Raw genomic sequence first — 20,470 nt, 5'->3', positions numbered from 1 at the left:
CCCGAATGAAGACCGTAGTTGTCAATACGACAGACAGTTATGCTGTTCGCGTGTTATCGCGGACAGACGTCCCAGAAACCCGTCTTTTTGGTGCTGTCGGTATAATACCAACACATGCCTGACTGGGGCGGTGTCCCAGCGACTGATGCCGCCGCCGCGCCTGCTATGAAGCCGATGGCAGCTCCCGCCGCAATCGCACCACCCGCAGGCCAATAACGGCGAGGGTTGACGATGACGACCCCGCTCATGACGGGCTGGCGACGGACTGCCACAGCGCCGCGACTGCCAACGACCGCACATCCTCTGGTTCCGCAGCCAGCCACCCCACGACGGGTTTCGGCCTGGGACGGAGCGAGCATTGGTGCGGCCACCATCGTCAGCAGGACCGTGGCCGTCGCGAGTTTCTGAAAGTGCTGAGTGAGTTTGTAGAGGTTCATTAGTTCCGTCCCTGGCTGAGGGCGTGGTGAAACTGCTCCTCGCGGATTTCTGACAAGGCGCACTTTACCTCGACCAACGCGATTTCCTTAGTATGTTACTGTAGGTTACGGCGTAGCAGCATCGACGTGTCGATGGCTTCCCACGATCAGTCGAACCTGAAGATGAGAATGGTCGCCATCAGTCGAGCCATGTAATTCCTTTCTAGAGGCCGCCGCAGTGCCGCGATGATGCGGAGATCGCGCCTTCATCTGACGGCAGTGAATGGCACGACTTTGGCGAGAACAACCATGAAGTGGATCTCCTTGCCGAGGTCGTCCATGAGTTCAAGCGCCTCGGCATGCCGTTCGTCTCGCTCTGGAGCCGTAGACAGCTCCCAGTCGCGTACGAGTTGGTCGGCGATGGAAAAGTCGTTGCACAGTTCTCGGAAACTTTCATTTCTCAAGGCAAGCGCTTCGATCTCTAGCGCGTGCTCGGGAAACTTGCGCTTGGCGAACTCCGTGTAGTTTTCCATTCCATCGGCTCCCGGCCCGGTGATGTGAGGGACTCCTTCACATCCGCGTAGTCATTATGAATGATGACACAGAATCCGGCCCACACCATGTAGGTTACAGTAACATACGACGAGTTTCTTGCGGACGGCAGCGCACATGTGGTCCATCCGGCTATCGGTTCATTGGCGGGCCAGCCATGCGAGGACGTTGCCATGAAATCCATTCTGATCTCTATCACCGCGCTATTGATGACAAGCGGACTTGCGAGCGTAGCCGAGCTGATTGTCGGAAACTGGAAGACGACGCTTGGTGACACCGCCGCGACCCAGCCGTGCGGTAGCGGGTTTTGTATAATGCTCAAGAGCGGCAAGCATGCAGGCGAGAAGATCGGCGCGTTCGAAGGGGGAGGTGGCAGCTATTCCGGCAGAACTACTGATCCCGATGCGAAGATGACCTACAACGGAACCATCAGTGTCTCTGGCGACACGGTCAACCTCTAGGGCTGCGTGATGAAGGTGGTCTGCGAGTCGCAGAAGTGGTCGCGCCAATAGTCCGACGGGACCGATGATACGGTAACATACGGATGTTTCCGGCTTTATCGGATAAGATGATGGCGGGAATAACTCTGGCAATTGCCGGAGCCGGTGAGACGGGGAGACGGCTTGCATGATAGAAATGAAGAGCACCTGTTGCGGGTTGGCATTGGCTCTCGCTGGGGCACCTGCGGGCGCAGCCGATATATCGGGGCCGGGATCGGCCGTCGTCAACACCGGATGGAAATACCAGGTCACGCTCGACGGCTGGCTGGCGGGGTTGAATGGCGACATCGGTTTGCGTGACCTTCCCGCCGCAGCCGTCGACGTCTCGCCTGTGGACGTGTTTGAGAACCTGGACGGCGTGTTCGCGGGATCGTTTCAAGCGGTCGGTGACAGCTGGCTTCTCTACACGGATGTTATGTGGGTCAAGATTTCAACCGAAGCCGATGTCGGCCCATTGGGTGGAACCGCTCGCTTCGAGCAGAAACAGATCGTCGCGACGGCTCTTGTCGGCTACGAGCTGCCTCTTAACGTCGAGAATATGCAGCTCTACGCGACCGGCGGCCTTCGGTACCAGCACAATGAGGTGAAACTCAGCATCGATCCTGCGTTCTTCCCGGCGGTCGACCGCAGCGGTTCGCAAAGCTGGGTCGATCCGATTGTCGGTTTTACTATGCACTATGACATCAACAATAAATGGTTCGTGGACGTCATGGCAGATGTCGGCGGCTTCGTCGTCTCCTCTGATATCACGCTTCAGGGTACCACGACGGTCGGTTACAACTGGACGGACACGGTCGCTTCGTCTTTCGGCTACAAGGCGCTCTACACCGACTACACGGACGGCGGCTTCCGCTATGACGCCACCCAACACGGCACCTTCACGCGACTGGCGGTGAAGTTCTAGCCGAAACTCGGCTGCGCAGCTTTGAACGCTGTATCCTACGGCCTGCGCAACCGTAACATACTTCTCTTCGCGCACCGGAAGCGCCACGAATATTCACAACGTACGTTACCGCCCTCGCAAAATCGGACCTTAGTGAAGGAACCACGTGATGATTTTATCTACGAAAACCCTGCTTGGAGTGGCCCCGGCGTTAGCGCTTCTTGCTGGAGCCGGGTACGGGCAAACTGCACCCAGGACGAAGATGACGACGCCTATACCAGCGTCGATCGTCACACCGGAGCGTGTGGACACCAGGATTGGCAAACTGAACTTCTTCGACGGCTTCCCGGACGACGCCACTTCGGAGAAGATTTACGGCAATCTCGATTTCATGCGCGGCGTCGATGTCTTTCTTAATGCCATGCCCGGCGCGTCGGTCGAAGCCATGCGGGTGGGATTGGCAAGCCAGGGAGCCGACAACAATCAGACCATCCTGATCTTTGAAAGCCTCATGGACTCACATTCGCTGTTCCTTACCGGAAACACCGAGAGCATCTACAATCTGATGTGGCTGGACACGAAGGCTGGTCCGCTGGTCATCGAGACGCCGCCCAACATCCTGGGCATGATCGACAACCACTGGTTCGAATACGTCGGCGATGTCGGCAATGCTGGTCCGGACAAGGGCAAGGGTGGAAAGTACCTGCTTTTGCCGCCGGACTATGAAGGCGAAATTCCCGAAGGCTATTTTGTGTTGCGGACGTCGACCTACGGAAATCTCTTCTTCTGGCGCGGCTTCCTCGACAATGGCAGCACCGCGACCGCGGTCGAAAACACCAGGAAGTTCGCCAAGGTCTATCCCCTGTCGGAGGCCGGCAATCCGCCGCCGATGAAAATCGTCAATGTCTCGGGCAAGGAGTTCAACACCATCCATGCCAATGATTTTCACTTCTACGAGGAAGTGAACAACATCGTCCAATACGAGCCAAACGAGGCCTACCACGCGGAAGTGCTGGGACAGCTCGCCGCCATCGGCATTGTAAAAGGCAAACCTTTCGCACCGGACGAGCGGATGAAGAAGATCCTCACAGAAGCCGTGGCAGTCGGCAATGCTACGGCGCGCACAATCACCTTCAGGTCCCGCATGAAGGACGCCTATTATTATCCCGACAGTGCCTGGTTCACCGGCTTTGTCGGCGGCAACTACGAGTTTCTTCTGCAGCCCGGCGTTCGTTATCTGGATGCCCGGGTCCTGTTCCACTACTACGCGACGGGTGTCACGCCCGCGATGGCGATAAAGCGCGTTGGTATCGGTTCGCAATACGCCGGCGCCACGACCGACAGGCACGGCAAGCCGTTCGATGGCGGCAAGACCTACAAGATACATCTGCCGCCGAACATTCCGGCAAAGGAATTCTGGTCGTTCGTTGTGTACGACAACCAAACACGGTCGATGCTGCAGACGGACCAACAATTTCCGAGCATCGGCAGCGACAAGAAAGACATTGTCATCAACGCTGACTCTTCAGTCGATGTCTGGTTCGGACCGACAGCACCGAAAGGTCATGAGGCCAACTGGGTTCAGACGATTCCAGGCAAGGGCTGGAACGTCCTTCTTCGCCTCTACGGCCCGCTGGAGCCGTGGTTCGACAAGACCTGGAAGCCGGGGGAGTTTGAACCCGTCGAGTGACAAGAGAAAATGGGGTGAACCAATCGTGACACAGCGTTTGCCGCAGCCTCTTTTTCAACAGCAGGCCGATCCGACAGACCTTGTCTGATCGGCATCAACCAGATTCCTTCACGCCGGATGTGGGAGCAGCTCGGGTCAGCAATGGCTCGGGACAGATTACCCACCGGGCAGATTTGGTAACAAAGGACCATGCTGGCGTCGTGCGAATGATAGCAACGGCGGCGGCCGGATAGCGAAACCCGCATGTGTACCGAGAAGCATAATCGGCGGCACTGAGGACCTGTTCATTCCTCCAGGCAGCAAACGTTGGCGGCATGGGTCTGTTTGGATTCGTGTTTTTACTCTAATTGCCATGCCGTCCCAAACGTAGATGATCGGAAAATCTCCGGAAAACCCGCATCGACAAACGATGAGGACCTATAAGAACAGATGATCACTGGGTTTTAGGACAGTCTGCCTACGTTTCACGACACTCGGCTGAATCTGAAACTGAAAGAGAACGTCTGTCGTAAAAGTCGGGCGCAAAACTCGTAGGGATCGTGGGGACTTTTGCGGATACCTAAGCGCTGCTTTCTAGCCAGCCGTCTGCCAGCTTCCAGCCCCATATCAGACTCGTGCTGATTAGCGGTAACGAGTCCTCAGGCCGCAATCCTGCCGTTCAGAAGCCCTCAGGATGTGTCAGTCAGAAGCTAGAAATTCACACTTAGCTTTGCATTGAGACCGTTCTGTCTGGCACCGGATGCAAACTGGCCGGTATAGGAGAGGCCGAGCGTTGCGTCTTCGGTCAGCTTAAAGTCGAGACCTGCTTCAATGAGGGCTACATCTTTTCCAATCGGAAGACCGGAGACTGTGAAGGCGTCAGAGCCGATGAAGCTTGCGGTGGAGACAGGCGTGATGTCGCCATAGGCGTGACGCCAGCCAAGATCGGTTCGTGCGGTGGCTATAATGCTGCCCAGAGCAAACTCTGTCGATGCGCGAAATCCGAGCGTCGAGACGCCAGTATCCATCGTGTCGGAATGAACCGAAAGGCCGGCAGCAGTCAGGCCTTTTTCATCAAACCCGCCGGTCTTCAAGCGAAGATAGGCAAGACCCGCATAAGGCTCGAATAGTGCTGCGCGATAGCGCATCTTATAGCCAAGTTCGCCAAAGACCTGAAAACTTCCCGCATCATAATTGGCGGTTAGATTATCAGCAAAGCCGGGGAAGGCCACAGAACGGTCCATGTCGATGTTGTGCCACGTATAGGCAAGACCGGAGCGGAAGGCCAGGGCATGGCCATGGTTGAGAGTCCACTCCGATCCCGCATAGGCACCGAGCGTATAATTATCACTGCTACCCGATGAGGCACGATCGTTCACATCAAAACTGGAATGGCTGTAGCCCGCCAGGAGCCCGAGACGCCATGTGTCGAGAACGGTGGCATCGATACCGGTGACAAAGCCGCCGATGGACGATTTTACGTCACCAGCATTGCCATTGCCGTCCTGTCTGGTCCGCGCACCATAGGCATAGCCCCAAGCAGTATAGGGGGGTTGAGCAGGAGCGGTGCTGGCTGGAGCCACGGCGTCAATAGCAGAGGCTGAAGCCGAAGCGGTTTTTTGCGAAGGCACATAAGACAACGCGTTGATCGGGGTTGCCGGGGCACCACCAAACGCCTGCTGCAGACGGCCAAGTGCTGCATTGCGGACAAACTGGCTGTCGTTGATCAAAAGGCCCTTGGCTGAAGCATAAGCCTCACCGGAAAGGGCATCGAAGGCAGCACGTGCCTCATCGGCCGACAGCATCAATAAGGTATTATACAAGGCTAGAGACGAACCTGTCTGTCCCAGCGTATCCAGCCCTGCAGCCGTCGCATATTGATTATCTGTCTCCGCAACCGTCGTGAACAGGGGAGGGGATGGCTTTTCAGGCTCCGGTTCCGAGGTGCCGGGACCCGGTGTTTCAGGATCAACCGGTTTCGGACAATCGGTCTTCAGGCATATTCTGAGATCGGCCGCGCTATCATCATTAACGACGCTTATGTCGAGAAAGGCGGAGTTCGACACAACGCCTGCAAATTCACCACTTATGCCGCTGTCTGCCGTCAGAATATGATAAAGTTGGCCATTCTGGTAACTGGTTTCGGGATCTATAGTCGTGACCGAGACATTGCTACCGGAAACAGTTGCTGTTCCGGTCACATCAACACGATCAGAAGTACCATTGCCCGCTATTTCGATCTCAAGGGCTGAGCCAGGTGCGAGCGTCAGATTGCCATCGACGGTCAAGGTGCCAATGGAGTTGCCAGGCGACAGTATCCCCCCTGACTGAATGATTGTATTCCCGACCGAGCCATAACCGCTAAGAATGGCACCGGACAAGACGGAGATATTACCGCCCAGAGCGCTGCTGCTATTGATATCCCCCACGATCAGTTTGCCGTCTGCAACTGTGGTGGTGCCACGGAATGCTGAGTTATCACTATTGAGAAGAAGAGTATCAATGCTTCCCTTAACGAGTTCTCCACCCAGCGGATTGTCGAGTTGGCCTGAGAAACTGCCGCCATTTACAGTCAGAGGATCGTTGGACCATGACACCGTGCCACCATTTCCGGGCGCGGCATCCTGCAAGTTGCGAATTGTTCCGCCATGGCCGGAGAAATCGATTGTTGCGCCTGTGGCAACGCGTGTCGCCCCTGCGATGCTCGTGAGATTTCCCAGTGACCCGTTACCGTCGACAAGGCGGCCATAGGCAACTGTTATAGTTGCATCTTGGGCGGTCGGAGTGCCGACGGCGTCCATGACCACGTCACCTGCTCCGTCACTCGCTCCGATCACCAGATTACCCTGAAGAGAGAATTCTTGACCCGATCCGCCATTGAGCCAGAGTTCGGTGCCTGTTGCAGTACTGATCGTGCCCGTTGTGCCGGGCGCAACCAGATAGCTGTTAATCGTAGAACCGCCCAAAGCAGAGTGTAGTCGTCCTCCATCAAGGGCGATCAGGCCCGTACCCAGTGCATCAATGACAGCTGATCCCTGATTGACGGAAACAGTTCCGCCTGAAATGACCGTTCCGCCAGTATGGTTGCTGCTGCCCGTCAGTGTCAGCGTACCTGTGCCGGATTTAATCAGTTTACCGGTACCCTGAATGCGACCGCTGAAGGTTGTACTCGTGTTATTGGCGCCGGTCGTCAGGGTTGCATTACCCAGACTAACAGTCCCACTTCCCGCAAGCGAACCTATGCTTTGGTTATAATCGTTGAGATCGAGAACGGCTAACCCAAAGACACCAAGGCCACTGTTGACGGAAAACGTGTTCGCAGCACCAGCGAGCAGAACGCCGTTATTGATACTCGTGATGCCACTATAAGTGTTGGCGCCGCTTAGCATCAGCGTACCAACGCCATCCTTGATAACCGATCCAGTGCCTGTAATCTCCGCGCTAAGGATTGAACTATCCGTAAAGTTGGCGATGATCTGAGAGGTAGATGTGTTGAAGCGGATTTCCTGCGCTGAAACAGTGCCCGCCGAACCGGTATCACCGATACGTAGTGTGCCCGTTGCTGAACGGCCATTGTAGTCGTTGCCCAATTCAATAAGGCCGGCACCGCCAACGGATAGTACCCCGCGATTCGCCACACCAATCTCGCCGTCTCCCCATGCCCCCACGACAAATCTGCCGGTTGGCTTCGAAAGATTAACTGATAATGTAGAGCCTGCTCCGGTGACGAGAACCGCCCCCTTGTTTAGTCCATCACCTATAAACAGCCGGTCCGTTCCCACAGTACCACCTGACACAACCTGCAATAAACTTGTAGAGGATGGCACATTGGTCGCGCCACCAATGCTTATCAGGTCAGTAGTGATCAGACTGCCACCATCGCGGACCGTCAGACTATTGCCTTGGTCGAGATAAATGCTGTTGGCCAGCGCCGCAAAGCCGGCCTCAACGTGCGGCTGACGGTTCAGCGCGACCGGGGTTTCTATTGATACTCGATTATTGTTCCCGGGAGAAATGCCTCCTGACCAGTTGCCGGTGTTTGTCCAGGCGTTATCCGCATTTCCCGTCCACGTCGAAGTTGTTTGAGAATAGGCCGCCGGAGCTGACGAGAAGAAAAGCAGCGCAGCCGCGCTGGAGAGCACGACAAACCATGACTTTTTCGGTGCGTCTATACGCAAAAGCTGATGACTAGAAACAGGAGAAAGCCAGGATGAACGGTTCAGGGCTGAAAAACACGTGTCAGAAGATTTAGTGTTCGAGAATTGTCGCGCCATCATTGCCCCCTGAGACGCAGTAAACCACTGCGTTGCAGCTTTATAGATTAAAAAATTTTATATTGGCACCGGTTCATCGATGCGCTGGAAAATAAACGCATAGCGGATATTCACTATTAATGAAGCCCAAGGAAGTTGGATCATCAACTTTTTATAACAAAAGCCTTGACGCTCGCCCGTTGCGCCGTTTTGCATTGTTTGTAGTAGCCGGACGCCTGCTGTACGGAGTGATGGCGGGATTGTTCCATCGCTTCGGTGAGATAGCCGGAACGCAGACCATGGGCCGAAAATTCATTCGCGTTGAGGCCAGCCATTTGCGCGCGCTGCTTGACAATCCGGTTGACGGCGCTCGGTTCCAGCGCACGCGCCGAAACATTGCCCCATCGATCGACTTTTCGAAACACGCTGCCCTTGTCTAGCTTCGCCGCATCCAGCCAACGGGTAAGGGCTTCGCCGGGACGGCCAGTAAGATAAACGATTTCGTCTAGATCGTCGCTGCTGGTTTTAGTGCGGCCAAGATGAATGCCAAGCGAGAGGAGGGGAGAGCCATTCTCGTCGGTGACCGGCGGCTGTCTGGCGAGTTGTTCGGTTCGCAATCCAGCAACTTCGCTGCGACGGCGCCCGCCGGAGGCTAACGCCATCATCAGAATGGCCCGGTCGCGTATCGCGGTCAGATCGTCGCCGGCACAGGTCGCGAGCAGTTTGCCCAAAATGTCGCCGGTGACGGCATTGGCACTCTTGCGGCCTCACGGCCGGTTGATGGCATGGGCGGCGAGGCGGATGGCTGATTTGACGGCCGGTGACGAAAACGCACCCTCCAGACCACGCCAGCGGGTCAGCGTTGATCAGTTGGCAAGCCGACGGCGGACTGTGGCCGGCGCATGCGGTCCGGACACACGCAAAAAACCTTGTTGGCGCAATTCGTCTTCCACGCTAGCCGGCATGCCGTGACCGGGCTCGATCTCGCGCTGCTGCGGCCGCCACAAATGATGGGCAACGAATTTCAGCAACAGGACTTCGGGGGCCGGGAAGGGGCTACCGGTGGCTTTGTCGCAAAATTTTCACTTCTTCAGAACTAAATTCGGATCAACGGCATAATTGAGTGAGGTGAAGGGCAATGTCGATTGATTTCAAAGGAGCTCATTTCCCTAAAAGTGTGATCCTGTATGCCGTTTTCTTTTACGTTCGTTATTCAGTTTCGTATCGTGATCTTCAGGAGATAATGGCTGAACGTGGTGTGGAGCTCGACCATGCAACATTGAACCGGTGGGGTGTTAAATACTCACCTCAGATTGCCGCTCAGGCATAAATCCGTAAACGCCCAATACTTGGCTCTTGGCGTGTTGATGTGACCTATATAAAGGTCAAAGGGAAATGGACGTATCAGTACCGGGCCGCTGATCGTGATGGCCAAACCCTTGATTTTATGCTCTCCGAGCGCCGAAACCTTGGCGCTGCACGGCGTTTCTTTAAAAAGGCTATTGCAAACAACGGCATTCCGAACAAGATTATCATTGATAAAAGTGGAGCTAATTTGGCTGGTGCGCAGGCTATAAAAAATATCCTGAAGATTACGGGCGCAGCAACTTGCAAACGACAACCGCTCGCCATTCGAAGTCTTTGCCGAGCTCGCGGCATAAGTTGTCCAGAAATAAGGCCGCTTTGAAACGGCTAAAAATTTTGCAACAGAACCGCACGCGAAGGCTCTGCCCAGCTTGTGAATTCATGAACGCATTACCTACAGCCGTGGTAGAATGCATTCATAACGCGCAATCGGGCGCGTTCGATCGTTGAAGATCGGATACCACCATGAACAATGCACAATGGATAAAATCCGCACTTGGCGGAGCGCTGGTTGGCGCGATTACAACAATGGCTGTTGGCTTTACCGTCGGCGGATGGGTGACGGGAGGGGCGTCAGAACGTCTGATCGCGTCCGGTATGTCCGACGGTGTAGCGGTCGCGCTTACGCCATATTGCCTGGAGAAATCGAAAAATGATCCAAAAGCTACAAGCATACTGGCGGAATATAAAGTTGCGCCATCTTACTCGCGCCGGACGCTTTTCGAAAAATCAGGCTGGGCCACCCCGCTGGGAACAGAGCAACCGAATGCTGCGCTCGCAATAGCGTGCAGCAATGAGCTTGCGAAAGCGCTTTAGAGCGACAGCAAGCATAGAATAGCTGGAGGCTGATATGAAAAAGGAGCGTCCACCCAAAATTCCGGAACAAAATAATCCAGTACGTCCGCGCCACGAAGAGGATCAGGCAGCAAGCAAAGGCGACCTTAGAAATGCTCATCGACAGATGAACTCACCCTCCCGGGACTGGACCAGGCTGGCAAACATCTTGCGGCGTGCGTGCGGTGGCTTTTCCCGGTCGCGTTCGGCACGTCATCTGTCGACAGGGAGCGAAGTCAATGACAAATGATACGACCGCACTGGAACGGAAGGTTCTGGCTCATGAACAGATACTTCAGGTTCTTATCGGCCATCTGGCTGAGACCGAGCCCCGGTTTCTGGATCGCTTGAAAGCCGTGTTTACCCGCCATCACACTCTTGGTGCAGATGAGCAGAATTATAAGAATACAGCTCAATATGCGGAGCAGTTCATTCGCGAAATTGAAAGAATGCAGGAATATAAGGCAACCAGGTAAGCTTCGCTGGCTCGTGATAATCTTGCAAATTTTCCGGGCCACTTGGTCCGAAAACTCGACTGGTCTTTAGGGTATTGCCAAGTTGTTTGTAATTGGTTGCAAGGCGGCGCGGCGGCTGCTTCTTCAAGCAGTCATTTCTGCAGTGTAGTTGGACCACAGGCAGAAGGCATCTGCCCTGGCGTCTCGCCAGGAGCGGGCTGAGAGGTTGTACCGGCGGGGGCGAAAGACGGTATTTATCGGATCGTGGGCTGACAGGAAGCGCTGTGCTTGGCGTGGCGATTTGAACCGCCCCATGATCTTCTCTCGCTTCCTGGTCTGGCGGTGTGCGTTTTCAACTCTGTTGTTCAGGCGGCCGTCGCCATTGTCGGCCTCCAGATGGCCGGTCAGAAGATCGGCCGGATAGCAAATAGAATAGCCGAAGCGCGCGTTGGTGTAGACCTTCCACTTACGGGTCGATGCAGTAACGAGCCAGCCTGCGAGTAAGATGGACAAGGTTACGGCAAAGAATTTCATCAGAAAGCTCGGCATTTCTCACCTCGGTGTCGCAATTGATGGACGAGGGCTCTCAAATAACATGCACCATGATCGCAGCACTAAGTCCGACCAGGATAGCGCCACTGACCCTCGAAACCCAAATCCTGGAGCCGAAACAGGAAACAAACGGCGAGGCAAAAGACGCAATACCAATCGAGGCAAGATCGCCGAGCGAAAATGCACCGTTGACGATAATGCCCAGCAGCAGGAACTGAAGCCAGCTTGGCATCGGTCCTTGCGGATCCACAAACTGGGGCAGGAACGTCAGAAAAAATAACGCGGTCTTCGGATTGAGAACCTCGACCACTATACTGTCGCGCAGAACGCTTCTGTGCTGCGTCGGAGCTTTAGTTTCTTGCTGCGCGCCAGGAAAGATCATCCTTCCACCCAGCCATAACATATAGAGCGCTCCGGCCATCCGGACGAACGAGTAGAGCGCAGGCGCATTGTCGAGCAGCACAGCCAATCCCACAGCTGCCGCCACTATATGGATATAGCATCCGATATGGATGCCGAGGGCTGCCATCAAACCGGCCCTGTGCCCGTAAGCCAGAGTCTGCGCCGACATATACAGAATGGCTGGGCCCGGCATGAATGCGAAAGCCAGTGTGGCAAGAAAGAACGGTATCCAGGTTTCCAGCAACATACTACTGACCTCCCATCTCCCGCCGAGGCAGAGTCAACCAAACTTTATTGATCATGAGAAACGATTTATCATCATGCTATTAATCATGATCCGAGGTGAAACAATGTTCGATATCGTGCTGTTGCGGACCTTTGAGGCAGTCGCTGGCGTATCGAGTTTTACAAGGGCGGGGCAGCAACTGAACTTGACGCAATCCGCCGTCAGCGCACATATCCGCCGGCTAGAGGAACAGGCGGGAAGCGTCCTTTTCGAACGCAATACCCGCACGGTTGCGCTGACCCCGCAGGGGCAAGCGCTGTTGGGTTATGCAAAGGCGATCTTGCGCCTGAGTGAGGAAGCGCGGATCCTTATGAAAGGAAGCACCAACGCGTTTCATTTGCGCATAGGTGCATCTGATGACTTGACGAGCACATGGTTGCCATCAGTGTTGAAAAGGTTTCAGAACTCCCGTTCGGAGCGGACGCTGGAAATACAGATTTCTAATACAGCCTCTTTGCTGGAAACGATGGAGAAAGGTGAACTCGACTTGGCCATCGGCTGTCGGTGTCGGGGTGACCAGTCCGGTACCCATCTTTGGAGTGAGCCACTAAAATGGGCAGTCGGAAAGACCCTCGTCGAAGCCGGAACACTCATTCCGCTCGCCGTGTTTCCCGAACCGTGCCCCTACCGGGATGCTGCCCTTGCCGGACTTGCCGCGAAAAACAGCAAATGGCGGATAGCCAGCATCAGTCCCAGTCTGGGCAGTTTGACGGCTTTGGTTGCGGCTGGCCTCGCGGTCACTCCACTGAACTCCAGTTCTATCCCCGCAAAATTGCAAACGGCAGACGCCAATGAGCTACTGCCGTTGTTGCCCGACGTTGAATTCGTCGCCCACATCAGGCCCGGGCTGTCAGAAGAGAATATGCTACTCACACGTTCTGTCATCGACTGGATTACCGCCAACAGGCCGAAGCTAAATACATAGTTGACACAAAAAGCGCGATTAAAATGCGGCTCCGGCGTTCGATTTCCGCGACATTTGTGGTAGCAGGAAGCTTGTGCGAGGGCTGCATGCGAGGATACGGCCGCCCGCACCTTGCAATATCGTTGAATAGTCGAGCATCTGCTGCATGAAACGATCGCGAGACCCTATTAGCCATTCGACGACAGCGCTATGCCGGATCAAACTTCAGCGCTGAGCTTGGAATTCGCGAAACAACCCGCGAGAAGGCATTATTGTGTCCAGCATAAACATTTGAAGAAACCCAGCGGGAAAGCGCATGGGTTACGCTATAATCAGAACTTTCATGCGGAATAATCCAGTAACGCCATCTCTCTGAGGAAGGAGCATTTCGATGGAAACGCCGCTTAGAATCAGAAACATCCTGCTAAGCCTTCTTCATCAATTTGTTGGTCATTATCTGTGCCTGGCTGATGTCCCTCAGCGGCGTCACAGCAAGCCTGATGTTCAATTTTTTTAACTTCAGCGCCGATCAAACACAAATGTACATGGCTAACATCATCGGGTTTTGGAAGGTTCTAAACGTGGTCCTGTTTCTGATCCCCGCGATAGCGATCCACTGGGAATATCATACGAAGAGATAACAGTCGGAACGCTTGCGACGCCCGTGTCTGTGCGATTTCTGCGATTGGCGTGACGCTGGCGGCGTCAACCAGCCGGTATTGGTCGCATTCCAAGTCCTGAAAATGCGATCATTCCCTAGGCGTTCATCATGCTTCTGTTTGCGTCCATGCTGGTGTTCGACGCTGCCGCGCTACGGTCACAGAAAATCTCCGCGGCACATTGGGGAGTTAGGGGAACATGGGAGCTACAGACGCAGCGGTTCCCGTCGTTCTCATTGTCGGCGGTTCGGGAGGCAATGCCGGATCAAGGCCCCATTGTTACGCCCGGCGCAGTTGATTATTTTGGTCGCGTCAAAGTCTACTTGAGGGTCCTGATGAATACGCCTCCTGTCATTACTGATTTTGCTTCCGTCATACAAACGTCGCTTGCTCCTGTCTTTCTATTAGCGGGCACGGCGGGCTTCGTGAACATCTACACAACGCGTCTTGGGAGAGTGTCAGATCGCCTCAATGAGGTCTCTGACAGGTTCGAGCAAAGTGAAACATCGCGCATGCAGCTCGCCTATCTACGGCGGCGGACGCTTGCCCTCGAGATTGCCGTGGCGCTGGGGGTCATCGCCGGTGTTTGCACGGGCGCGGCAACGTTGAATCTTCTCGCTGGAGCTCTTTCGATCGGGCTCCGTCAAGAAAATCTCTTCTGGTTCTTTGGAGGCGCCATCGTCTCGCTTATACTGTCTCTCGTTGCATTCCTGTACGAGTTACTTCTCGCGGGACGAAACATGTTACGGCAGATCCGAACGGATCGGGCTGGAGAATGAGATAATTGTTTTTAGTACAATCCGCTTACAGGTTGCCACTTAGTTTTGTGGACGTGCTGTCGGGAGTACCGGTTAAGATCCATGCTCGGCTTCATGTCAGAAACCGTTGCCAGTATTACTTTGGCTGGTGTTCAACTTGTTCACACACATGATGCGCATGCAACAGGTATATTCAAAATCAGCGTGAGCACTTTTGCTCAAGCAACTATTAGCAACGCTCGCGGCATGACGTCGACCAGAACTAGGGCGCGCTTTTCGCTGGACAAATTTTTGCAACGGAACCGAACATAACTACGTTTAATTGTTTCACGAAAAATTTGGGCACCTCATTCTGATGGCACGATGATCGAAGTTCGTTGAAACGATTGCAGTGAAATGCCGCTTCAGGCCGAGGTGGCGGTGGGGTGCTAGGCAGCGTGGACGAATTGGTTGACGTATTGATCGAAGCTTGATTCAAGACTGCTTTTTGGAGGCAGTTATGAGCCGAGGCGATCTGAGCGAATCCGAATGGCGTGTCTTGAAGGATTTGCTTCCGATTGAAGCCGTCAATCGGGGACGGGGGCGTCGTCCGGAGCAAAATCGTGCAATCATCAACGGCATACTTTGGAGACTTCGTTGCGGTACGCCGTGGCGGGATGTTCCACCCAAATACGGCAATTGGAATACGGTCTATCGACGCTTTCGGCGCTGGAGCGAAGCCGGGGTCTGGGAGGCCGTTTCAGTCACCCTTGCTGAGATCATGGCTGACAGTGGCCACTACAGCATCGATAGCACCACGGTTCGCGCCCATATTTCGGCAGCGGGTGGAAAAGGGGGATTCATCGACGCGCTCTTGGCCGCTCGCGGGGCGGGTTCACCAGTAAACTTCACTGTCTGGCTGATGCCAGAGGAAGACCGCTTGCCTTCCACCTAACGGTTGGCGAGACAGCAGATTGCAAGGCTTATGACACATTGATCAGCTTACCCGAGCAAGCGCCACAGGCGCTCCTTGCTGATAAGGGCTACGATGCGGATGCTATTCGTAATGATCTTGCCAGCCGCAATATCGAACCCGTCATTCCTGGCAGAGCAAACCGTCGCGTGAAGATTGAATATGATCGCACGCTGTACAAACAGCGCAACTTAATCGAACGGATGTTTGGCCGACTGAAAATCAACCGCGCCATTGCCACCCGATACGACCAACTCGCCGAGAGTTTCATCAGCATGGTTCATATTGCCACCCCAAGATACTGGCTCAAATTCGTCCACGCTGCCTAAGTTTCCAGTGACTGGTTTGAGACGTCGGTCTCTAGACGAAAAATACTTCATCACGTGACCTGTGATACATCCAAGTTCCCAGTTATTGGACCTTCCATTCGTGTCGGTCGAACGCAGAAACAGGATTTGATATGCCGAATTGTCCGCATGTGGTGTTTCGTCCATAACAACGCCATTGATTGTGATTCTGGAAAGGGAGTAGCTAGATGGGTAAGGGTTCAAATACTATTCGATGGCTAGCAATCATTTCGACCGTGTTCTGTATTCTAAGTGTCCCGTCGGACCTGCGTGCACAGCCAGCAGCAGACGCCGAGGTGTCAGCTGAAATTGAGCAAGCATCGCATGATAATGCCCCGGCAACCGACACCTTTGGTCAGACGCAGTTCGTGCTGAGTGGCGATCCGATCATCCCGCCGCGCGATTATGTGAAAAGCTTGGAGATACCAAATCCGGACCAGTATGATCCCATCGAGTCCGGCACGATCTTTGATATAGTTTACATGGGGGTTGTCGATGGTAGCATGCGCTTCGAAATTCGCGGTTATACCGCGGCCGACCTGCAACATCCTAATACAGGGCAAACTGTCGAGTTTCCGTCCAAACAACGATCTATTGAGATCAGGAATATTCGGATTGATGTAGAGGCAGTAGACGAAAGAAGCCTAACCTATCAGGTAAATACATTTTCTGACAATACCGCACGCTAGGCAGCGTGGCCAAGTTTGAGCCAGTATCTGGTCGTAGTAATATGAACCATGCCGCTGAAGTCTCGGCAAGTGTGACTGAAGCAGCCCCCAGACCCTGGCTTTGTTCCGGCTTCGCAACCGCCGATAGATCGTATTCCAATTGCCGTATTTAGATGGAACATTCCACCAGTACGTGCCCGCAGCGAAGTCTCCAGAGCATCCCGTTGATGATTGCGTGATTTTGTTCCGAGCGACGACCGCGTCCCCGATTGGTCTCTTCAATCGGTAATAAATCCCTCAGGACGTGCCATTCAGATTCGCTGAGATCGCCTTGGCTCATAACGACCTTCACAAAGCAGTCTTGAAGCAAGCTTCGTAGACGAAAGGCTTGGACCCAAGTCACGCAAACTCTCTTAGCCAGCGTTCGCGTGCGAGCGCAACATCAGGCCGGACATACGCACGCGATTGATCCGATCAAACCCTCAAAGAGTTCTTGCAACGAGGGGATGGTCCACAGATGCGGTTTGCCTTCATTCACAACTGCCGTGTTTCACTGAGCGCGGCAGGGACTAACCGCTTCCCAATTTGCTCCGCCAGCGCGATAAGCTGGGGCGAAAACTGGCGGTTGCGGCGGGCTATCAAATGAACATAAACGGCTTGCAGTTGGGCGACATCAATACGGACGGCTACTAACCTACCGCTGGCTATCTCAGATCCCACGCTAAATTCTGGTAGGACTGTCACACCCCGGCGAGCGCAAGCGGTACGAATAAGCAACGCGATGGAATTGGTAGTCAATATGGGTGCTATCGTCTGGCCAGCATCGGTGGCGGCAGTGTCGATTGTCTGACGGATACGGAAGCTTTGACCCATCAACGCTAGCGGCTGCGCGCAAAGCTCTACGATCGAGATACTGGTGCGCTCAGCCAGAGGATGTGTGGCGTGAACGATTGCTTTTAGCGGTACCGCTGCTCGAAAACGTGAAACGATCTGCGGATGAGACAACGGATGAAAGCCAAGTCCGAAATGCACCTCGTCATTCAGGAGCGCTTGCACCATTCGTGGAGTGTCGGTTACATTCACCGACAATGTAAATCCCGGCCAGGCGTCCATAAAACCATCAAGCGTGTCGTAAAGCGCTTCCCCCAAAAATCCCTCGCCTAGTGCGAGCTGCATATGGCCTGAACGGGCAGTTGAAAGATCTAAAAGTTGGCCGCGGAGCGCCTCAACGCAAGCCTGTCGAGTGCGGTAGTATTCGATGATCGCCTGACCAGCTTCGGTAAGACGGATCTCACGCTGGCCGTGTTCGATCAGACGGTTCCCGACCTCACGTTCAAGCTGCGCGATCTGGCGACTGATAGAGGACGGTGCGACCTCCAGCACATCGGCAGCGGCTCGCATTGAACCGCTGCGCCATGCCTGAAAGAGGAACCGTACGCGGCGGTCGTCAATTGTCATGCCTACCCTCATGGAATTGCGTTTCATTCATCGTTGGCACAACATAATGTCGTATTGGAGCTAAGTCGCGGAATATTCGTAATATCGTTGCGTAAAACGCAACGAAGTTTGGACGAATCTGCCATTGATTGCAACCGTTGCGGCGTGTGGAATGATAGCTGTCGCCGCTTGTGTTGTAAGCGGAGCGGGTAAACCGGCATGGGAGGACATGATGGAAACACGCGAAATTAATCCTTGGAATTGGCAGGCAGGCTTTGGATTTGCTCACGGTAAGGAGCTCAAGAGCGCTAACCGCCTCCTGATGTTATCGGGACAATGCGCTACCGACGCCAATGGTGTCCCTCAGTACAAGGATGATATGGCGGCGCAGTTGAGACTCGCGGTGGCAAATCTGGGAGAGGTGCTGAGGCAAGCAGACATGGATTATTCCAATGTCACCGGCATCCGGGTCTATACGACTGACATGGATGCCACGCTGGCGAACTGGGAGTCACTGATTGCGCCCTTCAGCGCCGCCGAGAATACCCCGGCTAGCACGCTTGTCGGCGTCACCCGCCTTTTCTCGCTCGATCTGCTGGTTGAGGTCGAAGCCATGGCCTGTGCGTGAGAGGGAGGTCGCGATGATCAGAGGTATTCATCATCCAGCTATTACTACCGGCGACATGGATCGCCTATTACCATTTTATCGAGACCATCTGGGCTTCACCGAAATTTTCGCTTTCGGCTGGGAAAGCGGGACCGAGATGTCGAACTTTGCCGCCGGGATTACCGGGATATCGAATTCAACCGCACGTTCAGTCCTGTTGAAGGCGGGCAATGCATTCCTGGAATTGTTTGAATATAAGCAGCCCCAATCCAGTCGCAACGACGACCGCTCTTTGTCTCAACAAGGCTTTGCGCATGTCTGCTTCGACAGCGACGACGTGATTGCTGACCATGAGCGGCTATTAACGGCTGGGGTACCATTCATTTCAGCGCCGGTGGATGTGGGGCCGATGCGTATATGCTACTGCCGCGACCCAGATGGCAATTTCGTCGAACTGCAGCAGATCACTGACCCGGCCAGCGACCTCGTATTGCGCGCCCTCCAGAGCTGAAACCCATCGGGGAAACTATCGTGAACAACTCGCTCCTTCGCTTCCGGGGAGGTATAGGGATGGCATTTTTGCCGGCTTTTATCTTTCTGATCCTTTGTGTACTTTATTTCGTCGTCTTCAAGGCTTTCGACATGACAGCACTGGCAATGGGGGGATTCGTCTCACTGTTGATTGGTGCTATTTTTGCCCGCGATTACTCGAAATTCTGGGAACACACGCTGCGAGGTATTAGCAGCGAGACCTCTGTGGCCATTATTGTTATCCTATTTATGGTCGGCATGATCTCTGCGATGATCAAAACGACGGGCGTTGCCTCCGGGTTCGTCTGGCTGGCCCAGGAGACCGGGTTGAACGTGGGCTATTACACGTTTTTCGTGTTCATAGCTGTTGCGGCGATCTCAATGGCCACAGGTTCTTCGATTGGCACCATGTTTACTGCCTTCCCGATCTTTTATGCGGCTGGCATTGCTATCGGCGCTGCTCCAGCACCGCTGGCCGGCGCGATCCTATCGGCAGCAATCCTCGGCGACAACTTGGCACCGATCTCGGACACCACGATTATTTCATCCTCATCCCAACGTTACCGGACACGGGATGCGGTTGCTGATATCGGCGGTGTCGTACGACACCGTGCGCGCTATGCGCTGACAGCGGCTGTCATTTCAGCGCTATTGTATCTGCTAATCGGCATGTCCTCGGAAAATGCGGGAACTGTGGTGAACGAATTTATCGGCGATGCCAGCCCAGCACCACTGCTGATGCTTATCCCGGTAGCAATCATGCTGATCGTAGCGATGATTACCCGTGATATCTTCAAGGCGGTGACGGTGGGGCTCGTTCTCGGATCTGTCACAGGGCTGGCAACCGGTCTGCTGACTGTCGATGCAATCATTGGTGTGTCTGACGGCAAACCGGCTGGTTTCCTCTATGACGGCGTAAACTCCATGCTGGGGACAGTGGCGCTGGTGATCTCTGTTTTCGGTATCATGGGTGTGTTGCGCGGTGCGGGCGTGATGGAGATGATGATCGATCGCATAACCTCTGGCAACATGGCTTCGACGCCGCGCGGCGTAGAATTTGCTATCGGTATCGGTGTGTCAGCCACCACATTGCTATTCGGTGGTGTGAACTCGGCTGCAATGTTAGCCTTTGGCCCAATCGCTGACGAACTAGGAGCACGCGTTGGCCTGCATCCGTATCGGCGTTCGAATATCATGGACTGTTTTGCCCTTGGCCTTGCTTCGGTGGTACCGGTGTTGAGCGCCTATCTGTTTATCGGGGCACTCCTGACTTCCGGTTATGCGGAAACGCCAGCGCAATCGACCTTCTCGCTGTTTCCGGTCACTCTCTACCCGCTTGTACTGACGGCCATTATGATCGTTGCTGCCTGGACTGGGTGGGGACGGACCTTCGAGGCTGAAAATGGCGAACCGGTCAAAACTCGGACGGGTGCATAAGCG

16 protein-coding genes and 5 pseudogenes are annotated in these 20,470 nt (G+C 54.5%); 13 read left to right on the top strand and 8 right to left on the bottom strand.

Annotation, left to right across the window (positions count from 1 at the left end; all coding sequences use genetic code 11):
• Window positions 1-53 precede the first annotated feature (53 nt).
• Together CQZ93_RS15090 and CQZ93_RS15085 are read right to left on the bottom strand one after the other, a co-directional pair.
• Window positions 54-437: a hypothetical protein gene (locus tag CQZ93_RS15090; RefSeq protein WP_105543481.1), complete on the bottom strand. Its 384-nt coding sequence runs from the start codon at window positions 435-437 to the stop codon at window positions 54-56.
• A gap of 245 nt (window positions 438-682) precedes the next feature.
• Window positions 683-949 carry a hypothetical protein gene (locus CQZ93_RS15085; RefSeq protein ID WP_105543480.1) on the bottom strand — a complete coding sequence of 89 codons (267 nt, stop codon included), beginning with the start codon at window positions 947-949 and terminating at the stop codon, window positions 683-685.
• A gap of 192 nt (window positions 950-1,141) precedes the next feature.
• Between CQZ93_RS15085 and CQZ93_RS15080 the strand changes: the two genes are divergently transcribed.
• From CQZ93_RS15080 to CQZ93_RS15070, 3 genes are all read left to right on the top strand, one after another.
• Window positions 1,142-1,429, top strand: coding sequence for a DUF2147 domain-containing protein (locus CQZ93_RS15080; RefSeq protein WP_105543479.1), 288 nt, complete (start codon window positions 1,142-1,144; stop codon window positions 1,427-1,429).
• Window positions 1,430-1,595: 166 nt separating this feature from the next.
• Window positions 1,596-2,372 (top strand): hypothetical protein, encoded by a 777-nt coding sequence (locus CQZ93_RS15075; protein ID WP_105543478.1) that lies wholly within the window; start codon window positions 1,596-1,598, stop codon window positions 2,370-2,372.
• A gap of 148 nt (window positions 2,373-2,520) precedes the next feature.
• Window positions 2,521-4,041 carry a DUF1254 domain-containing protein gene (locus tag CQZ93_RS15070; RefSeq protein ID WP_105543477.1) on the top strand — a complete coding sequence of 507 codons (1,521 nt, stop codon included), beginning with the start codon at window positions 2,521-2,523 and terminating at the stop codon, window positions 4,039-4,041.
• A 689-nt stretch (window positions 4,042-4,730) separates the two neighbouring features.
• Here the strand turns inward: CQZ93_RS15070 and CQZ93_RS15065 are convergent.
• Window positions 4,731-8,162 (bottom strand): autotransporter domain-containing protein, encoded by a 3,432-nt coding sequence (locus CQZ93_RS15065; RefSeq protein WP_286153646.1) that lies wholly within the window; start codon window positions 8,160-8,162, stop codon window positions 4,731-4,733.
• Window positions 8,163-8,445: 283 nt separating this feature from the next.
• Window positions 8,446-9,340, bottom strand: a pseudogene (locus CQZ93_RS15060) (tyrosine-type recombinase/integrase); the annotation flags it as partial.
• A gap of 71 nt (window positions 9,341-9,411) precedes the next feature.
• On the opposite strand from CQZ93_RS15060, the pseudogene CQZ93_RS15055 reads away from it, so the two are divergent.
• The 3 genes and pseudogenes from CQZ93_RS15055 to CQZ93_RS15045 form a co-directional block, all read left to right on the top strand.
• Window positions 9,412-9,873 (top strand): annotated as a pseudogene (locus CQZ93_RS15055) (IS6 family transposase); the annotation flags it as partial.
• A gap of 230 nt (window positions 9,874-10,103) precedes the next feature.
• Window positions 10,104-10,454, top strand: a complete 351-nt coding sequence (locus CQZ93_RS15050; protein ID WP_105543476.1) for a hypothetical protein — start codon at window positions 10,104-10,106, stop codon at window positions 10,452-10,454.
• 257 nt (window positions 10,455-10,711) lie between these two features.
• A complete protein-coding gene (locus tag CQZ93_RS15045) occupies window positions 10,712-10,948 on the top strand; it encodes a hypothetical protein (RefSeq protein ID WP_105543475.1) in 237 nt (78 codons plus the stop codon).
• A 123-nt stretch (window positions 10,949-11,071) separates the two neighbouring features.
• Here CQZ93_RS15045 and CQZ93_RS15040 read toward each other — a convergent pair.
• Window positions 11,072-11,296, bottom strand: a pseudogene (locus CQZ93_RS15040) (IS6 family transposase); the annotation flags it as partial.
• A 217-nt stretch (window positions 11,297-11,513) separates the two neighbouring features.
• Window positions 11,514-12,128 (bottom strand): LysE family translocator, encoded by a 615-nt coding sequence (locus CQZ93_RS15035; protein WP_105543474.1) that lies wholly within the window; start codon window positions 12,126-12,128, stop codon window positions 11,514-11,516.
• A 103-nt stretch (window positions 12,129-12,231) separates the two neighbouring features.
• Here CQZ93_RS15035 and CQZ93_RS15030 point away from each other — a divergent pair, with 103 nt between their 5' ends.
• The 4 genes and pseudogenes from CQZ93_RS15030 to CQZ93_RS15010 all read left to right on the top strand — a co-directional run bounded on the left by CQZ93_RS15030 (window position 12,232) and on the right by CQZ93_RS15010 (window position 16,476).
• A complete protein-coding gene (locus tag CQZ93_RS15030; protein ID WP_181153403.1) occupies window positions 12,232-13,092 on the top strand; it encodes a LysR family transcriptional regulator in 861 nt (286 codons plus the stop codon).
• 973 nt (window positions 13,093-14,065) lie between these two features.
• Complete coding sequence (locus CQZ93_RS15020; RefSeq protein ID WP_105545152.1) at window positions 14,066-14,509, top strand: DUF2721 domain-containing protein; 444 nt, start codon at window positions 14,066-14,068, stop codon at window positions 14,507-14,509.
• A 478-nt stretch (window positions 14,510-14,987) separates the two neighbouring features.
• Window positions 14,988-15,769 (top strand): annotated as a pseudogene (locus tag CQZ93_RS27390) (IS5 family transposase).
• A 206-nt stretch (window positions 15,770-15,975) separates the two neighbouring features.
• Window positions 15,976-16,476 (top strand): hypothetical protein, encoded by a 501-nt coding sequence (locus tag CQZ93_RS15010; protein WP_105543471.1) that lies wholly within the window; start codon window positions 15,976-15,978, stop codon window positions 16,474-16,476.
• Window positions 16,477-16,528: 52 nt separating this feature from the next.
• Here the strand turns inward: CQZ93_RS15010 and CQZ93_RS27385 are convergent.
• Window positions 16,529-16,795: pseudogene (locus tag CQZ93_RS27385) on the bottom strand (transposase); the annotation flags it as partial.
• A 194-nt stretch (window positions 16,796-16,989) separates the two neighbouring features.
• Entirely contained in the window at window positions 16,990-17,913 is a 924-nt protein-coding gene (locus CQZ93_RS15000) for a LysR family transcriptional regulator (protein ID WP_181153402.1), read from the bottom strand.
• A 151-nt stretch (window positions 17,914-18,064) separates the two neighbouring features.
• Between CQZ93_RS15000 and CQZ93_RS14995 the strand changes: the two genes are divergently transcribed.
• The 3 genes from CQZ93_RS14995 to CQZ93_RS14985 are packed head-to-tail and all read left to right on the top strand — an operon-like array spanning window position 18,065 to window position 20,467.
• Entirely contained in the window at window positions 18,065-18,520 is a 456-nt protein-coding gene (locus CQZ93_RS14995; protein WP_105543469.1) for a RidA family protein, read from the top strand.
• A gap of 13 nt (window positions 18,521-18,533) precedes the next feature.
• Window positions 18,534-19,010 (top strand): VOC family protein, encoded by a 477-nt coding sequence (locus tag CQZ93_RS14990; RefSeq protein WP_105543468.1) that lies wholly within the window; start codon window positions 18,534-18,536, stop codon window positions 19,008-19,010.
• Window positions 19,011-19,069: 59 nt separating this feature from the next.
• Window positions 19,070-20,467 (top strand): Na+/H+ antiporter NhaC family protein, encoded by a 1,398-nt coding sequence (locus CQZ93_RS14985; protein WP_105543467.1) that lies wholly within the window; start codon window positions 19,070-19,072, stop codon window positions 20,465-20,467.
• Window positions 20,468-20,470: the final 3 nt, after the last annotated feature.

Source organism: Ochrobactrum vermis, assembly GCF_002975205.1.
Lineage (GTDB): Bacteria > Pseudomonadota > Alphaproteobacteria > Rhizobiales > Rhizobiaceae > Brucella > Brucella vermis.
The sequence above is the reverse complement of the archived record's forward strand: the minus strand, read 5'-3'. Positions and strand labels throughout refer to the sequence as shown.